The sequence below is a fragment of the Parabacteroides goldsteinii genome (assembly GCF_020091425.1).
In the GTDB taxonomy this organism is placed as follows: Bacteria; Bacteroidota; Bacteroidia; order Bacteroidales; family Tannerellaceae; genus Parabacteroides; species Parabacteroides goldsteinii.
The window spans coordinates 6,548,479-6,565,553 of record NZ_CP081906.1 but is presented as its reverse complement, the minus strand read 5'-3'; the positions used below and the strand labels follow the sequence as shown (position 1 = coordinate 6,565,553).

Below are 17,075 nucleotides of genomic sequence, written 5' to 3'. Positions count from 1 at the left end.
GAACAAAGAGGTTAATGACGTGAGAAAGTTTTTTGAAAAAATTGTAGAAGGAGGATTATTAATCAGCGGAGGTGTAACCAGTTTCACGATTCTGCTGATTGTCTTTTTTCTTTTTAAAGAAGCATCCGGCCTTTTCAACAGCCCGGTAGTCGAAGAGGGATACGTGCTTGTCGTAAATAAGAGCAACGATGTGAGTCATCTGTCACCGGAAACAATCATGGATATTTTCGATGCCAAAATAACCAACTGGAAAGAGGTTAACGGCAAGGATGAAGAAATCCTGGTCTTTCGTTTTTCCGACCTGACGCAATATTACAGTGAAGAAGAGTTGGGAGATGAATTTCAGTACGTTCCCGACAAAATCAGCGAACTCGTCAGCAAAGAGCCGGGAATCATCGCATTCTTTCCTCAGCAATATCTGGCGAAAGACTTCAGGGGAACCGTTCTTCCCGAAGAGAAAATATCGCTTTCCGACTTCTTCGCCGGCACCAAATGGTATCCGACCTCTGCACCTGCTCCAATCTTCGGATTGATCCCCCTGTTGCTCGGAACATTGCTGGTCAGTATCGGCGCCATTGTTCTTTCGCTCCCTTTCGGTATTGCCGTTGCCATCTACCTGGCAGAAATTGCAAATAAACGGACCCGGGAGATACTGAAGCCGGTTATTGAGTTACTGGCAGGGATTCCTTCGGTCGTATACGGTTTCTTCGGATTGGTTGTAATCGTTCCGCTCATACAGAAGGGGCTGAACCTTCCGGTTGGAGAAACAGCCTTTGCCGGCAGTGTCGTTCTAGCCATCATGGCGTTGCCGACCATTATCACGGTTGCCGAAGATGCCATGCGCACCACGCCGCGTGCCATGAAAGAAGCGAGTCTGGCCTTGGGAGCAACCCAATGGCAAACAATCTATAAGGTAATCATCCCCTATTCCATATCCGGTATCACATCGGCAATCGTCCTGGGCATCGGGCGGGCAATCGGAGAAACAATGGCTGTTCTGATGGTAACAGGAAACGCGGCCGTTATCCCGACCTCCTTCTTTGAACCCGTACGGACCATTCCGGCAACCATCGCGGCAGAACTGGGAGAAGCACCCGCCGGAGGAGCTCATTACCAGGCATTGTTCCTGTTAGGGGCAGTATTATTTATCATTACACTACTGTTAAGCATTACGGTAGAATACATTTCATCCAAAAGAAAAATGTGATTAAGCTATGACACCTGTTCAAAAGTTAGGCAATGTTGACACAAAGAAACGGACTTCACAGAAAGTTGCGTTCGGTATATTCACACTTCTCAGTTATCTGGTTGTTGTCATTCTTTTCCTTATTCTCGGTTTTATCATTATCCAGGGAGGAAAAGTAATCAGTTGGGATTTCCTGACGGAAGCACCGACCGACGGGATGACTGCCGGAGGTATTTTCCCGGCGATTGTCGGAACACTTTATCTGGTATTGGGCAGCAGCCTGATTAGTTTCCCTATCGGAATCATGAGCGGTATCTATATGAATGAATATGCGACAAACGGAAAAGTCATCCGTTTTATCCGGATTATGACCAATAACCTGAGCGGTGTACCGTCGGTTGTATTCGGACTATTCGGAATGTCCCTGTTCGTCGTTACCCTGGGTTGGGGAGACTCCATCATCGCCGGTTCGTTTACCCTGGCACTGATGTCTTTACCACTGATTATCCGTACAACGGAAGAAGCCCTCAAAAGCATCGACGATTCTTTCCGACACGGCAGTCTGGCACTGGGAGCAACCAAGTTACAGACCATTCGCAGGGTTGTATTACCGATGGCTTTTCCAAATATCATTACCGGATTAATCCTGTCTATCGGACGTGTATCCGGCGAGACGGCTCCTATCCTGTTTACCGTTGCCGCTTACTTCCTGCCCCAACTGCCGGGAAGCATCTTCGACCAGTGTATGGCCCTGCCCTATCATCTGTATGTCATTTCCACCAGCGGAACAGACATCGAAGCCTCACGTGGCATGGCCTACGGAACGGCTCTGGTACTGATTGCAATCGTATTAATCGTAAACTTACTGGCTAATGCGCTGAGAGGCTATTTCGCCAGGAAAGTAAAAATGAACTAAATAATAGGCCAATAGGGAAATGTGCCAATATGCCAATAAAAGAAAAGCTTACATTTCGCCCCCTATTGATACATTTTTCATCGGCATATTGGCACGTTTGTATATTTCCCTATTGGCACATTGGCATATTAGCATATTGACAAATTATTTATATTATGATAAAGATTGATGCTCAGAATGTAGATTTCTATTACGGCGATTTTCATGCCTTAAAGAATATATCTATGCAAATTGAAGCAAACACGTCGGTCGCCTTTATCGGACCGTCCGGTTGTGGTAAATCCACCTTCCTGCGCTTATTCAACCGGATGAACGACCTGATACCCGACACGCACATGGACGGAAAAATCCTGATTGACGGAAGAGATATTTACGGAAAAGGAGAAAAGGTCGACCTGCTCCGGAAAAATGTAGGCATGGTATTCCAGAAACCGAATCCTTTCCCGAAAACAATCTTTGAAAACGTTGCCTACGGGCTCCGGGTAAACGGGATAAAGGACAATGCTTATATCGAAGAGACTGTCGTCAAAACCCTCAAACAGGTTGTTCTTTGGGATGAAGTAAAGGATAAACTGAAAGAATCGGCTTTCGCCCTGTCCGGCGGCCAGCAACAACGTCTGTGTATCGCCCGTGCATTGGCCATATCGCCTTCCATTCTTTTAATGGACGAACCGACTTCGGCATTGGACCCGATCTCTACCGGTAAGATAGAAGACCTGATACATGAACTAAAAAGCGAATATACTATCGTAATCGTTACCCACAATATGCAACAGGCTGCCCGTGTCAGCGACAAGACCGGGTACTTTTATCTGGGGGAACTGATAGAGTTCGATAATACGCGTAAGATATTTACCAATCCGGAGAAGGAATCGACTCAGAATTATATTACGGGACGGTTCGGGTAATTGAAAATTAAGAATTAAAAATTGAACGATTATATATGAAAGTCATAGATCAGGAGATTGCCTCCTTAAAAAATAGCATCAGCGAGATGTGGGCATTGGTCCACCAACAGTTATATAATGCCGGCGAAGCCATGCTAACCGGAGACAAGGAACTGGCCTACAAAGTAATCAGCCGCGAACGCCGGGTAAATGCGTTCGAGTTGAAAATAGACAGCGACTGCGAAGATATCATTGCTTTATATGCTCCCGTTGCCGTCGACCTGCGCTTCGTTCTTGCCATGTACAAAATCAACACGAACCTGGAACGCTTGGGAGACTTTGCCGAAAGCATCGCCCGCTTTGCCGGAAACCTGCCGGAAAGTGTTCCCGTCGACCCACAACTGATAAAGGATACCCGGGTGGAAGAAATGTTGCAGGAGTTACTAAGTATGCTTATGCTCAGCCAGGAAGCATTCGAAAAGGAAAGTTCTGAAATTGCATCACGTATCTTCCTGAAAGATAACCTGATCGACGAGATCAACCATAACTCGACCAGGATCATTGCCGATTACATAGAAAAGCATCCGGGAAGTGCCCTGGTCGGCCTTTACATGGCCGGAGTCATCCGCAAAATGGAACGCTTCGGCGACCACTGTACCAACATCGCCGAAGAACTGATATTCTATCTGGATGCCAAGGTAATGAAGCATATCGGAAAGACAGAAAATTAAATACAGAAAAACAGACAAGTATTGCATATCACTACTGTCTTCTTTTCATATCACAGTTGGATTCCGTTTGTTTCACATATGGATTTCTTTTGTATCACAGCTGTGATATGAATAGAAGATCAAGGGAAAATCACTCTACCCCGGAACAAAGTCATTGTATGTCCCAGGCAGCCGGCTAGACCCCAAGGGTAATTTTACTTTCCGGCCTTGTTCTTTTGAATAAATGCAGTAGGAATCATTCCGAACTCATTCTTGAAGATACGGGTGAAGTATGACTGGCTCTCGATAATCCCGATCAGGCGACTGATAAAAGACAAATGAGCAAAAACTCTCTTATTGCCATATTACCCGTTTATATATATCTTTGCACCCCAAATCAACAAACAGAAAAAATTCATGAAACGACTGACTGTATTTTGCCTGTCGGCCTTGCTGACGGGAACTACTTTTACCGCTACTTCGCAGAAGACGTTAATTCCTAACAATACGGAAGTATTCAAACTGTCGCTCGAAACTCATGGTTCTTATAACGAAGCGCTTTCCGGGGAAACCGAACGCGACCGTTTTCTGTTGAATGATTTCAAGGTGGAAGCGACCGGCACCGTCCTCCCCTGGCTTTCCTATGCCTACCGCCAGGTGCTCTGTTACCGGAATGAATGGGTGCGTGCCAACGGATTCGGTTCTTATATCGAGAATGCGTGGGTGAACTTCCAACTCTCCGAAAAATTCTCCGTCACTGCCGGAAAGCAGGATGCTGCCTGGGGTGGTTTCGAATACGACGAATATCCTTACCGGATTTACGATTACAGTGATATGAATGACTGGATGGAATGCTATTTTACAGGAGTCGCCGTCAGCTATGAACCTACCGGAACACAGGAGATCTGTGTACAAGTGACGAACGGCAACGATAACCGCAGCAAATCTCCTTCTTTCTATAACCTGGGATGGAACAGCAGCTATCTGGATGAGATGTTATCTCTTCGTTATTCCGTTACAGCCGGACAACAGGCCAAAGGGAACTGGATGTGGATGGTATGGGGCGGACAGCAGGTGGAAGCCGGAAAATTCCTGGGATATTTCGATGTGATGTACACCCGGGGCAAGATGGACCCGATGGGATTGCTGGCCGAGCAGTTCGAACCCGAAGACGAAGAGAACGAGGCTTCAATAGGAAATACGAGTTATCTATCGCTGGTCGCCCGTTTGAATTATCAGATCCATCCGAAGTGGAACCTGTTTGTAAAAGGGATGTACGAAACTGCATCCGTATACAAGGCTAACGGCCCTTACGAGTCGGGTAAATACCGTACCGCCTGGGGATATCAGGGAGGGGTCGAGTTCTACCCGATGGGAGACGACAACCTGCATCTTTTCATGACAGGTACCGGACGGGCTTACAACCTGACAGAAAAAGCAAAGGCGTTCGATGTCTTTGCAGAGAACACCGGACGCCTTTCCGTAGGGTTTGTTTATAAGATTCCTTTATTTTAAAACTGTAGCAACAACGAATCTCCTGCCTCCATCTCTACTGTCAACATACCGTCGATAACCGGTAAGGAGGCTGGTTTCTGATTCATTTTAATACTCATATTAGAAGATTCGGCAGGCAGTTTGATGCGGAATGTTCCCGGAACAACGGCTTTAAGTCCGGCTTCCGTCATTTTTCCTTCTGCCCATTTAGCTGATACTTCGCCACCACCCTGAACTTTGAGTCCTTTGAAACTACCGGTCTTCCAGGCTGTAGGCAGGGCCGGGAGCAACTCGATATTTCCGGTCTGGCTCTGTACAAGCATTTCGGCAATACCGGCACAACCTCCATAATTGCCATCGATCTGGAACGGCGGATGCGCACAGAACAGATTCGGATAAGAACCGCCTCCATTCACCATATTCGTCATTTTTTCCACACAGGGACGCAGCAGGTCGACCAACAGTTTATAAGCATGGTCGCCATCATGCAAACGTGCCCAGAAATTGATCTTCCAGGCCATCGACCAACCGGTACTCTTATCACCGCGTGCTTCGAGTGTCTTACGGGCAGCTTCCGCCAGTTCGGGGGTATGCTCCATAGAGATTTCATTTCCCGGATAAAGTCCATACAGGTGGGAAACATGACGATGATGCGGTTCGACTTCTTCATAGGGTTCAAGCCATTCCAGGATACGGCCATCCTTACCGATCGTGGTTGGCATCAGACGGGAACGCTTATCCGCCAGTTCCTGACAAAAAGCAGAATCAATTCCGAGGATATTGGCTGCCGCAATCGTATTGGTAAACAGCTCACGGACAATCTGATTATCCATAGTCGAACCGGCACAGATATGTACGACTTTGCCGTTCAGCATACGGTAAGCATTTTCTGGAGAAGTGGTAGGAGCCGTTACCAAATAATTATTTCGCGGGTCACGAACCAACATATCCGTAAAAAATAAAGCAGCACCTTTCATCACCGGATAGACCTCTTTCAGATATTCTTTATCCAGTGTATATTGATAGTGGGTAAACAGATGTTCGCATAACCAGGCGGCAGACGTATTGGTCGCTCCCCAGGAAGGATGTTCGCCCGGAGCAGTAAATTCCCATACATTACCCAGGATATGTGTCACCCAGCCACGTGCATTATAAAAGACTTTGGCTGTACGTTCTCCACTTTCTACCTGCTGTTTCGTCCACTCGATCATCGGGAGATGCAATTCGGAAAGGTTCGTTACTTCTGCGGGCCAGTGATTCATCTGGAAATTGATATTCAAATGATAGTCGCCGTTCCAGGGAGTATTGATCGTATTACACCATAATCCCTGAAGATTAGGAGGCAATGAACCGGTACGGGTTGACGAGATCAGCAGATAACGCCCGAACTGGAAATAAAGGGCCCCCAGCGACGGATCGTTCTGATCCTCCTGGAAAGCATGCAAACGTTCATTGATCGACATCTCATCCCTTGCGGAACGACCCAGGTCCAGATCGACCCGGTCGAACAGGGAACGATAGGCATTGATATGCTCCTTTCTCAAAGTGGAATAATCTTTTCTTTCAGACTCGGCCAGCAAAGAGAACAGTTGGTCTTCAAATCCTTCGTTCTTATAATTAGTCGCCATGCTCACCAGCAGGATGGCTTCGGAGGCATTCTGAACGGTCAATGAACTGTCCCCGGGGATCAGAGAACCGCCTTTAGGCAGGAGAACCCGTACACGGGCGCCATATTTAACACCTTTCATTTCCAGCGTATCCACACCGTCCGGCAATTGTCCTTTCATCAGCAAGTCTTTTCCGTCAACCGATAAAGCATAATGTTCGGGACGGTTCATCCCCACCGTAAAGTTAAGCGCCTTATCGGCATCTGCCATCAAATGAACCACACCCAGATCACCGGAGAAAGAGGTAAACGACTCACGGCTGTAATTCACTTTTCCCTTGCGGAAAGAAGTAGAGGCTATCGCATCGTTCAGATTCAACTCACGACGGTAAGCGGCTACGGAATCGGAACTGTCTACATATACATAATCCAGCACCAGATTTCCCAGCAACTGGTAACTACCATAGGGAACATTGGCACCCTGTCCTTGACCGCTACCAGCCCCTTTACAAACAAAGGTGCGATACATCAGGTCCTGTGCTTCGTCGTTTTTCCCTTCAAAAAGCAGACGGCGTATATTTGCCAACGACCAGACGGCCTGCGGGTTATCCGTATCCTGTTTGCTTCCGGACCACATGGAAATTTCATTCAACAGGATGTTTTCCTTATTGATTCCACCGTCAGGCATCATTCCCAGCCGGCCATTTCCCAATGGCAGAGTTTCCTCCCAGATGCGGGCAGGTTCATCAAAGTGATAAGCGATCTTATTGGCTGTTTTTACTTCTGCCATATCACAGGAAGCCAGCAATACCAATAAAGCAACAATAGAAGGACGAATTATTTTCCGTCCTATTTCCTTTAATCGAATCGAGTTCATAGTATTATTAATAAAATTATAATTCAAGCGGTATCAGAAACTTTGCATGTCACACAGCCTCTTATAATAGCCTTTCAAATCCAGCAGTTCTTCATGACGGCCACGTTCAACGATCTCGCCTTCATGCATCACACAGATCTCGTCTGCATTACGGATCGTGGAAAGACGGTGGGCAATAACGATCGTAGTACGGTTACGCATCAGGTTTTCCAATGCTTCCTGCACCAGGCGTTCCGACTCCGTATCCAATGCGGAGGTTGCCTCGTCGAGGATCAGGATCGGCGGGTTTTTCAGGATAGCGCGGGCGATACTGATACGCTGACGCTGTCCGCCGGAAAGTTTGCCGCCCCGGTCACCGATATTGGTATTATAACCGTCTTCGCTCGCCATGATAAACTCATGCGCATTTGCGATACGCGCGGCTTCCTTCACCTGTTCCAATGTCGCTCCTTCCACTCCGAAAGAGATATTATTGAAGAAGGTATCATTGAAAAGGATCGCTTCCTGATTCACATTCCCCATCAGGCCGCGCAAATCGTAGAGGGAGGCATCGCGGATATCCGTTCCGTCAATAGTTATGCTCCCCTTATCCACATCATAAAAACGGGGCAGCAGATCCACCAGCGTACTTTTACCGGAACCGGACTGGCCAACCAATGCGACGGTCTTTCCCTTAGGGATTACCAGGTCTACACCTTTCAACACCCAGTCATGCTGGTATTTAAACCAAATATTGTTATATCGTATTTCCTTATTCAATTCTATCTTCTTAGGATCAGCCGGATCATTGATATTACTTTCAGCTTTCAAGATCTTATCGATACGATCCATAGAAGCCAGCCCTTTCTGGATGGCATAAACAGACTTACTTAAATCTTTCGCCGGATTAATAATACTGTAAAAGATAACCAGGTAATAAATAAATGTGGAGGCATCGATCGTGCTATGGTTACTCAGGATAAGCGTACCTCCATACCAAAGAACGATGGCGATAGTAGCCGTTCCCAGAAACTCACTCATCGGATGCGCCATCTGCTGGCGGCGATAGATACGGATGGTGGTCCGACGGAACCGGTCATTACTGCTCTCGAAACGAGCCTGTATTTTCTTCTCGGCATTGAATGCTTTGATAATGCGCAAGCCGCCTAAAGTCTCTTCGATCTGGCTCATCAAGCCGCCCCATTGCTGCTGGCCTTCCAGCGATTTACGTTTCAGTTTCTTCCCTACCTGTCCCATCACATAGCCCGCCAAAGGCAACAGTACAAGGACGAAAACAGTCAGCTGCCAACTGATAACGATCATACCGATCAGATAGATAATGATCAGGATCGGATTCTTGAACAACATATCCAGGGAACTCATGATGGAGGTCTCCACTTCATTCACATCGCCGGAGACACGGGCAATGATGTCCCCCTTGCGCTCTTCCGAGAAAAATCCCAGGGGCAGTTCGGTTATTTTCCTGTTGATCTGGTTACGGATATCACGTACAACCCCTGTACGGATAGGGATCATCGTGAAAAAAGCCATGTACATTGTGCCCACTTTCAGAAATGTAGAGATAATAAGGAAAGCACCTAAAACGATCAGTGTAAATGAGCCTCCCTCTTTTTCAATCAGGTCGCTGACAAACCAGAAGAAATTGTTCTTTATCAGTTCGGGAGTACCTTTCCAGCTTTCCCAGGTCCAGGGATCAAACACCCAGGCTTTATAAAAATAAACATCATCATTCAGTTTGAACAATATATTCAATATCGGAATAATCAGGGCAAAAGAGAACAGATTCAGTATGGCGGATAAAATATTGAACACAATGTTCGACACCATATATTTCTTATAAGGAGGCACAAAACGCCGTAATATGCGTATGAAATCTTTCATGTTTATTTAGTTCGATTGGATTTGGCGCGCAAGTTACTCATAAAAAACAGGCGGTGCAACGTTTCGACTTATGTTTGCATCAATTAGATATGGATGTAAATACAATTAAAACCATATGAATATGAACAGAACAAACCATTTCTTCCTGACCTTTACAAATAAAATATTGGCAGGATTATTAAGCCTGTTAGGCTTTTCACTGGCAGCATGCGACAAAATAGGTGCAGACGAATACGGATGTCCCTATGCCGATTATGAAATCAAAGGGAAAGTAGTCGATGAGAACGGGAAAGCCATCAACGGCATACAAGTTATTATTCCCGACCCTTTTGGTAATGAAGAATATACGCATCGGGATACGCTGATCACGAATAGTGCCGGAGAGTTCGTCGCACGACCGGTTGTCACCACTTTTGGCACGGATATCACTTTCAAAATCACAACAAAAGATATCGATGGCACCGATAACGGAGGAGCATTTGAAGAAACAATCACGGAAGTAGCTTTCAAAAAAGAAGACCTGACAGGAGGAAACGGCGAATGGAATTATGGTAATGCACAAAAGAACGTAACTATCAAAATGAAGCAGGCTGTGGAAAACAAAGAATAAGTAAAAACAAATATCCAGACTTATACAACCGCCGATGCAGTATTTTTCGTACTTTTGTATTTAATCATATGTAATCTATCAGTTAATAACGAAACAACGCAAGTTATATGAAAAGGTTCTATCCTCATTTTTTGAACAGTATGAACTGGGTATTAGCCGGTTTACTCACCTTACTAGGTTTCTCTTGTTCCGATTCGGATGATGATGGGGGAGGTCAGGTAGAAGATACGGCTGCCCACATGCTAATTACGAGATCAAAGGGAAAGTGGTAAACAGACAGAACAACCCGATCCCCAATATACAAATCGCCATCAGCGATTCGGTTCCCGACCGTCAAATGCCCAGCGATACCATCTACACCGACGCAAAGGGAGAATTCCTTTGGGAAACCGGAGAATTCCCCGGGGCAACATTCAAACTTATCACGACAGATATTGACAAAGATAAAAACGGCGGTCAGTTTGCAGCCGATACCTCTTTTGTTTCCTTTAAAAACGCCGTCTATGAAAATGGCAGCGGTTGGTACGAGGGAAAAGCCAAACAAGAGGTTACAATCACTATGAACGAACAGATTAACACGGAAGAATAATGGATAAACGCCCCGGATTTCGTAAACGCATCGCCCTGGAACTCTTCCGCAGTATCCGAAGAAACAGGGCCAAGCTACACGAACTACGCACACTCTTTTGGGAATGTACGCTTCGTTGCAATGCATCCTGCCGTCATTGCGGCAGCGACTGCCATGTATCGGCTGGCATGAAGGATATGCCGGTGGAAGATTTTCTGAAAGTTATAGACGATATTACTCCCCATGTCAATCCTAATAAAGTATTGGTAATTTTTACCGGAGGAGAGGCTTTGGTGCGCAAAGACATCGAAACCTGCGGAATGGAACTTTACCGCCGGGGATATCCCTGGGGAATCGTTTCCAACGGATTGCTGATGACACGCGAACGGCTGGACGCGCTGCTGGCCTCCGGCATGCATTCGGCAACCATCAGTCTCGACGGCTTCGAAGAAGCACACAACTGGTTGCGCCGTCATCCGAAAAGTTTCGAGAATGCAGTCAACGCCATCTGCATGCTGGCGGAAGAGAAAGAGATTGTCTGGGATGTGGTGACTTGCGTAAACCAGAAGAATTTCAAAGACCTGAAACTCTTCAAGGAATTCCTGACGGAAATGGGAGTAAAACGGTGGCGTCTGTTCACCATCTTCCCCGTCGGACGGGCCGCCGAAGAAGCCGACCTGCAACTGACCAACGAACAGTTCACCTGGATGCTCAACTTCATCCGCTACTGCCGGCAGGAAGGAAAGATACACACCAGCTACGGTTGCGAAGGGTTCCTCGGAAACTACGAAGCCGAAGTGCGCGATTCCATTTTCCAGTGTAATGCCGGAATCAGTACGGCTTCGGTGCTGGCAGACGGTTCCATTTCCGGTTGTCCGAGCATTCGTGCCAATTTCCATCAGGGGAATATCTACAAAGATAAATTCATCGACATCTGGAACAACGAATTCAAACCGTACCGCAACCGTGAATGGACACGCAAAGGGCAATGTGCCGACTGTAAAATGTTCCGCTATTGCGAAGGCAACGGCATGCATCTGTACGACGATAACGGCAATCTGTTGTTCTGTCATTATAATCGGATAAAGTAATTGCGTACAATATCCCATCTTTTTCCTATCTTTATCCCCCGAATAAACTTCTAAAAGAATTTATACATGAAAAACTCTCTTATTCTCTGTGCCCTGCTAACGCTAGGCCCGGTTTGTTACGCACAGCAATCGAACATCACCGATTACACCGAACTGACCGACACCAAGCCACACGATAGTGAGGCTGTATGGAATAAAATAACAACGCCTACCCAACTCAGCTGGGCGAGCACGGACGTTCGTTATCCGAAACTCAGTATCCCAACCGTTACAAAAACCTCCCGCTGGCAGACGAAAGCCTGGAAAGGAGAACGCGTAAACGCCCAGGCCGTACTGTGGACAACCAACGACCTATCGGACGCAACCATTACCGTCAGCGAATTGAAAAACGGTTCATCCGTTATCCCGGCATCCAACGTCACCACCAATTTCGTGCGTTACGTAATGACCGACGAATTGAACAAAGAACGTACAGGCGGTTGCGGTGTACGTGAAAATAAGGCGGAATGGGATTCTTCCGTTGTTGCCGACGTGTTGGATATCGTAAAGATGCGCGACGTCGCCGCTCGTACGACACAACCTATCTGGATGAATGTATGGGTACCGTCCGACGCACGTCCCGGAAAATATAAAGGAACACTGACCGTTTCAGGCGAAAACTTCCAACCGATGAAGTTACAGGTGGAGATAGACGTACTGAACCGTACCTTGCCGGAACCGAAAGACTGGAAATTCCATCTGGATTTGTGGCAGAACCCGTATTCCGTGGCCCGTTACTACGACGTGCCTCTCTGGAGCAAAGAGCATTTCGATGCCATGCGCCCGATCATGAAGATGCTGGCCAACGCCGGACAGCGTGCCATCACCACCAGCATCATGCACAAACCCTGGGCGGGACAGACCGAAGATCATTTCGACAGCATGGTTTTCCGCATGAAGAAACTCGACGGCAGTTGGGAATATGACTACACTGTTTTCGACAAATGGGTAGATTTCATGATGAACGATATTGGCATCAACGACCTGATCAGCTGCTACACCATGATCCCGTGGGCATTGAGTTTCGACTATTACGACCAGGCCACCAACCGCATCCAGTTCATCGAAGCCAAACCGGGCGATGCAGCTTATGCCGACTACTGGGGCAGTTTCCTGAAAGATTTCTCCCGCCACCTGCGTGAAAAAGGTTGGTTCGAAAAGACTGCTATCTCTATGGACGAACGTCCGTTGGAAGCCATGCAAGAGGCTATCAAGGTAATCAAGCAGGCTGACCCGGAATTTAAGATCACGCTGGCCGGTAACTATCATAAAGAGATACAAGGCGACCTGTATTACCTGAGTATTCCGTACGGCCACAAATTTCCGGAAGATGTGAAAGCCGAACGCGACCGCAAAGGCCAGATCAGCACGGTTTATACCTGTTGTTCGGAAGCATTCCCGAACACCTTCACCTTCTCCAACCCGGCAGAAGCCCCCTGGACGATCCTCCACGCCGTTGCCGGAGGTTACGACGGTTACCTGCGTTGGGCAGTCAACAGCTGGACAAAAGATCCGTTGCGCGACTCCCGTTTCCGCACCTGGGCAGCCGGCGATACATACAGTATCTATCCGGGTCCCCGCAGCAGTATCCGTTTCGAACGTCTGGTAGAAGGCCTCCAGGACGCTGAAAAAATCCGCATCCTCCGCGAAGAACTGAAGGGCAGCAAACTGGATAAGCTGAATAAGACTGTCGCCATGTTTACTCCGGAAGGACTGGCCGAGACACAGAAGTCGGCTACGGAGATGGTGAATGAATTGAATAAAGTGCTGAATTCGTTCTGATAAAGTCTAAAATATAGTAACCCCAAAAGGTCTGTCAAAAGTGTTGGTAATTTTTGACAGACCTTTTTTATTTTTCTAAATTATATTGTTACACTCCTATCAAACTTTTTAAAGCTTGTATAAAAGCAACAGCTTGCGGATAAAGTTCCTTTACCTTTTCCTCCGTCATCATAATAAAATCGTCATAACGCAACTCCTTCTCTCATTACATTTTCAGAAAAAGGTGTCGTCAGCTTTTCCCATATCTTTTTACTGAATACACGGGGACTGATGATCACTCCCGTCTCGAACTCTATGTCATAAAGCGGATAAGCGATCTCCTGTTCCTCTTTCAGGGAAATATCATCTTTGTCAAGCAAGATAAGCAGATCGATATCGCTGTCAGGACGGGCATCGCCACGGGCTTCGCTCCCGTACAGAATCGTCTGTGCGCCGGGAGCAACACGACGGATAACTTCCCGTATACGGTTTACTATTTCAGGACGTCTCATAAGATACTCCTTTCTTCTTTAATTTCTATTTTCACAAAGGTAGCTATAAATCTCAAAATCACAAGAAAGAGAACTTTTTCTTCAGAATATATGAAACCCAACCTGCAACAGGTGAAAGTGAACGATCATCCGTTTTATCAATCTCCTCCTCCCCGTTTCATTCTCTTTTTCATTTCCACTCCCACATCGAAAAGGCTTTTAGGCTGTTCCTCTTTCTTCATTTTATCCACATAGTCGCTCATCCTATTCTGAAAGTCAATAATATCATCCCAGTTATCCATCAGTTTATTCATGAGATCTCTATCCTCTTTGTTCAAATCAGTTTTCGATAAAAATTTCGACAGATATTTTTTTGCTTTGGAGGGATCGGCATACATCTTCTTATATAAGACCTGCCACAGCTTTGCATCCTTTTGGGCCTCCCCAAATTTTCGATAATCTTTCAAGTAAGATTCTTCCTCATACACCTGTGATTTATACCGGCTCAGATTCTCCTGGTCAAGAAAAGTAATGTAAACCACCATTTTGTCAATAAATTTCACCACCGACAGTCCCTGCGCCGAGATAAGGATCGTTTTCTCCTTCAGTTCTTCCTCCGTCCAGTTCGTAGGGCGATAGTAAACCTCTGTGCGGTCTCCATTCTTAAGCATATAATAAAGTGCAGGATGCATGCCTAGCAGATTAATCCGGTTACAATCGAGGTAACGCTCTTTGTATCGTTGCAGGAAATGGCTGGAAATCCTTTGAAGATAGAAATCGGGCAGAATAGTCATAAAAAGAAAATCGACATGCTCGCCGCGGTGGAGCGGAAGATAGACGAAATAATTAACAAAAATATCCCCGTCCATTTTCGGGCAATATCCGTCATTTATAAAACAGACGTTCCATATATTTCTTGCCTTGGTACGGATCGTTTTCGTTTCCATCAGCGAATGGATCGCTCTGCGCTGCCCGGAATGGAGTTTCAGGTTATGGGTGAACTGTTCGAGTGCGATCCTTACTCTCATTCGTATCTCCAGAAAGTCCTGGTAAGCAGCAGCCCGCAGTTCTTCGTCGGTCATGGAAGGTGTGATCATGGTGATATAAGTTTAATATTAATGGGGGTAAATGTACAAATATAAATTGAGAGAAAAATGAACGGAAACCCTCATATCCTGAATATCTTTTGAAACAATTTTCTAAAGACAAAAAAGGCTCCGACAAGTGAAAGTAACCTTCCGGAAATCCGGGAAGCATTTTTAAGCGGTGCAAAACGGTTTCCGGAAACCCGGAAATGAACTTTCACCATTCAAAAGGCATTTCCGGAAACCCGGAAAGTCACTTTCAACAGTCGAAAATCGTTTCCGGAAATCCGGAAGGCATTTTTTAACGTTTAAACGAGGTTTCCGGACTTCCGGGAACTTTTTTTTAATATAATCACAGAAAACCTCTTTTTACCGGAATTATTTGTCTACATTGCCGAATGTTTAATTCACTATAAATCTTATATATCATGGGCAGTTACACAAAAATTAAGCACATAACGCTTTATGATCTCAACAACGCCGAATACCTGGCCTTCCTCAACTCCGTGCTGAACCTCGTGCCCACTCCGACCGGCGGCGGCGACCGTCCCGAAATCGAGTCGCTCGATGCCGACGTGCGGACAAACGGCTCGCCCGATATCGGACTGTCAGCACAGTTTGTGCAAAAAATGGAAAACGACGTCATGCTCCTGGCCGACACGGTCGACGAAAGCCGCATCGCACAGGAAACGGAACAAGCCGCCATTCACGAAGCCAACCGCGACAACCTGGTCATCTACATCACTACCCGCATTTCGCGCGCCGGCACCCTGCCACTCGAAGCCGAACGTGATGCCGGAAAGTTTCTCTATAAGGTTATCAAACCGTACATCGGCATCGCCCGCCTGCCGGTAGCACAGGAAACAGCCAAAATACAAGGCCTGCTGATCGACCTACGGAAGGCGGAGAACGTGACCTACGTCACCACCCTCGGATTGGAAGCCTACCTGGCCGAACTCGAAAAGGAAAACAACGCTTACAGCGCACTCACCTCGGCGAGGACACAAAGCCGCGCCGCCAATAAAAAGGACAACAGTGCAACAATACGTCAGCGTCTCGACAGCCAGTACGACGACTTGGTGATGCTGGCACAGTCGTTCAGCGTAGCCCAGCCGTCGGCCACAGCAACGACATTTGTCAGCAACCTGAACCAGCTGATCTCAGAAACCGTCACCGCTTTCAACCAACGAAAGAAAGGCTCCGGCCCGGCAGGTGAAGGCGGAGGCGGAAGTAGCGACCGCCCGGAAATCGAATAGGTTGATCGGAGAAAAACGAAAAAGGGAGGTGATTACTTCCCTTTTTTCATTTGATCCCGAGATACCGCTCTTTGTAACATGTCAGGAAATGGGCCGAAACTGTTCGAAAGCGATCTTCACTTTCATGCGTATCTCCAAAAGTCGCGGTAGGCAACGGCCTGGAGCCTTTACAAAATGTAAAATTGCCGTTCCTGCGTATTCTTACATTTGGTCATGATAGCGATATGCTTCGACCAACTAATTTCTCCAACTAATGGTTGGAGAATTGCATCTGACTGATATTCTTTATAAAACCTTGCCATATCCCAAAGATTGGAAGTCCCGAAACCTTTAACTCTCGGAAACTCCTTCTGGATATCCTTGGAAAGATTCTCAACTACCGATCTCCCCCACCCCAACAGGTTTTGTTGTTCATAAATACGCTTACCTAATTCCCAATAAAGAGCAATCATCTCCTTATTGACAGCTTTCATTGCCTCATATTGGGCTGAACGGATACGGGATTTAATCTCACTGAGGAAACGGGAATATTCCTGTGTTTCTGAAACGTTTGTGTTGTTATTCATAGTTACTGTTTTTTGTTGTTGGCAAAGGTAGACATAAAAAAAGAGATGCTG

The 17,075-nt window shown here is 46.5% G+C and carries 15 protein-coding genes and 1 pseudogene; 11 read left to right on the top strand and 5 right to left on the bottom strand.

The window, feature by feature from the left end; all coding sequences use genetic code 11:
• Window positions 1-19: 19 nt before the first annotated feature.
• The 5 genes from pstC to K6V26_RS26870 all read left to right on the top strand — a co-directional run bounded on the left by pstC (window position 20) and on the right by K6V26_RS26870 (window position 5,214).
• Window positions 20-1,207, top strand: coding sequence for a phosphate ABC transporter permease subunit PstC (gene pstC / locus K6V26_RS26890; protein ID WP_224264328.1), 1,188 nt, complete (start codon window positions 20-22; stop codon window positions 1,205-1,207).
• Between the two features lie 7 nt (window positions 1,208-1,214).
• Window positions 1,215-2,102, top strand: a complete 888-nt coding sequence (gene pstA, locus K6V26_RS26885) for a phosphate ABC transporter permease PstA (RefSeq protein WP_224264327.1) — start codon at window positions 1,215-1,217, stop codon at window positions 2,100-2,102.
• 155 nt (window positions 2,103-2,257) lie between these two features.
• The gene (gene pstB, locus K6V26_RS26880) at window positions 2,258-3,010 is read left to right on the top strand and encodes a phosphate ABC transporter ATP-binding protein PstB (RefSeq protein WP_128134463.1); all 753 of its coding nucleotides are present in this window, start codon (window positions 2,258-2,260) and stop codon (window positions 3,008-3,010) included.
• Window positions 3,011-3,045: 35 nt separating this feature from the next.
• Entirely contained in the window at window positions 3,046-3,720 is a 675-nt protein-coding gene (gene phoU / locus K6V26_RS26875; RefSeq protein ID WP_224264326.1) for a phosphate signaling complex protein PhoU, read from the top strand.
• 396 nt (window positions 3,721-4,116) lie between these two features.
• Window positions 4,117-5,214: a porin gene (locus tag K6V26_RS26870; RefSeq protein ID WP_046146282.1), complete on the top strand. Its 1,098-nt coding sequence runs from the start codon at window positions 4,117-4,119 to the stop codon at window positions 5,212-5,214.
• Here the strand turns inward: K6V26_RS26870 and K6V26_RS26865 are convergent.
• Together K6V26_RS26865 and K6V26_RS26860 are read right to left on the bottom strand one after the other, a co-directional pair.
• Window positions 5,211-7,589, bottom strand: a complete 2,379-nt coding sequence (locus K6V26_RS26865) for a glycoside hydrolase family 95 protein (protein ID WP_394373162.1) — start codon at window positions 7,587-7,589, stop codon at window positions 5,211-5,213. The genes K6V26_RS26870 and K6V26_RS26865 overlap by 4 nt on opposite strands.
• Before the next feature lie 120 nt (window positions 7,590-7,709).
• On the bottom strand, window positions 7,710-9,557 hold the full coding sequence (locus K6V26_RS26860) for an ABC transporter ATP-binding protein (protein ID WP_224264324.1): 1,848 nt from the start codon (window positions 9,555-9,557) through the stop codon (window positions 7,710-7,712).
• Between the two features lie 121 nt (window positions 9,558-9,678).
• Between K6V26_RS26860 and K6V26_RS26855 the strand changes: the two genes are divergently transcribed.
• The 5 genes from K6V26_RS26855 (at window position 9,679) to K6V26_RS26835 (ending at window position 13,647) form a co-directional block, all read left to right on the top strand.
• Window positions 9,679-10,167, top strand: coding sequence for a radical SAM-associated putative lipoprotein (locus tag K6V26_RS26855; protein WP_010800615.1), 489 nt, complete (start codon window positions 9,679-9,681; stop codon window positions 10,165-10,167).
• Window positions 10,168-10,274: 107 nt separating this feature from the next.
• A complete protein-coding gene (locus K6V26_RS26850; RefSeq protein WP_224264323.1) occupies window positions 10,275-10,439 on the top strand; it encodes a hypothetical protein in 165 nt (54 codons plus the stop codon).
• Window positions 10,433-10,756 carry a radical SAM-associated putative lipoprotein gene (locus K6V26_RS26845; protein WP_262905154.1) on the top strand — a complete coding sequence of 108 codons (324 nt, stop codon included), beginning with the start codon at window positions 10,433-10,435 and terminating at the stop codon, window positions 10,754-10,756. The genes K6V26_RS26850 and K6V26_RS26845 overlap by 7 nt, the downstream gene beginning before the upstream one ends.
• Window positions 10,756-11,826, top strand: coding sequence for a TIGR04133 family radical SAM/SPASM protein (locus K6V26_RS26840; protein WP_046146278.1), 1,071 nt, complete (start codon window positions 10,756-10,758; stop codon window positions 11,824-11,826). The genes K6V26_RS26845 and K6V26_RS26840 overlap by 1 nt, the downstream gene beginning before the upstream one ends.
• 66 nt (window positions 11,827-11,892) lie before the next feature.
• Window positions 11,893-13,647, top strand: a complete 1,755-nt coding sequence (locus tag K6V26_RS26835) for a DUF4091 domain-containing protein (protein WP_122328834.1) — start codon at window positions 11,893-11,895, stop codon at window positions 13,645-13,647.
• A gap of 182 nt (window positions 13,648-13,829) precedes the next feature.
• On the opposite strand, the gene K6V26_RS26830 is transcribed toward K6V26_RS26835, so the two are convergent.
• Both K6V26_RS26830 and K6V26_RS26825 read right to left on the bottom strand, forming a co-directional pair.
• A complete protein-coding gene (locus K6V26_RS26830) occupies window positions 13,830-14,138 on the bottom strand; it encodes a nucleotidyltransferase domain-containing protein (RefSeq protein WP_224264322.1) in 309 nt (102 codons plus the stop codon).
• A gap of 137 nt (window positions 14,139-14,275) precedes the next feature.
• The gene (locus K6V26_RS26825) at window positions 14,276-15,214 is read right to left on the bottom strand and encodes a hypothetical protein (protein ID WP_224264321.1); all 939 of its coding nucleotides are present in this window, start codon (window positions 15,212-15,214) and stop codon (window positions 14,276-14,278) included.
• Between the two features lie 416 nt (window positions 15,215-15,630).
• On the opposite strand from K6V26_RS26825, the gene K6V26_RS26820 reads away from it, so the two are divergent.
• Window positions 15,631-16,458, top strand: a complete 828-nt coding sequence (locus tag K6V26_RS26820) for a DUF6261 family protein (protein WP_224264320.1) — start codon at window positions 15,631-15,633, stop codon at window positions 16,456-16,458.
• 170 nt (window positions 16,459-16,628) lie between these two features.
• On the opposite strand, the pseudogene K6V26_RS26815 reads toward K6V26_RS26820, so the two are convergent.
• Window positions 16,629-17,024: pseudogene (locus tag K6V26_RS26815) on the bottom strand (DUF1016 N-terminal domain-containing protein); the annotation flags it as partial.
• Window positions 17,025-17,075 lie beyond the last annotated feature (51 nt).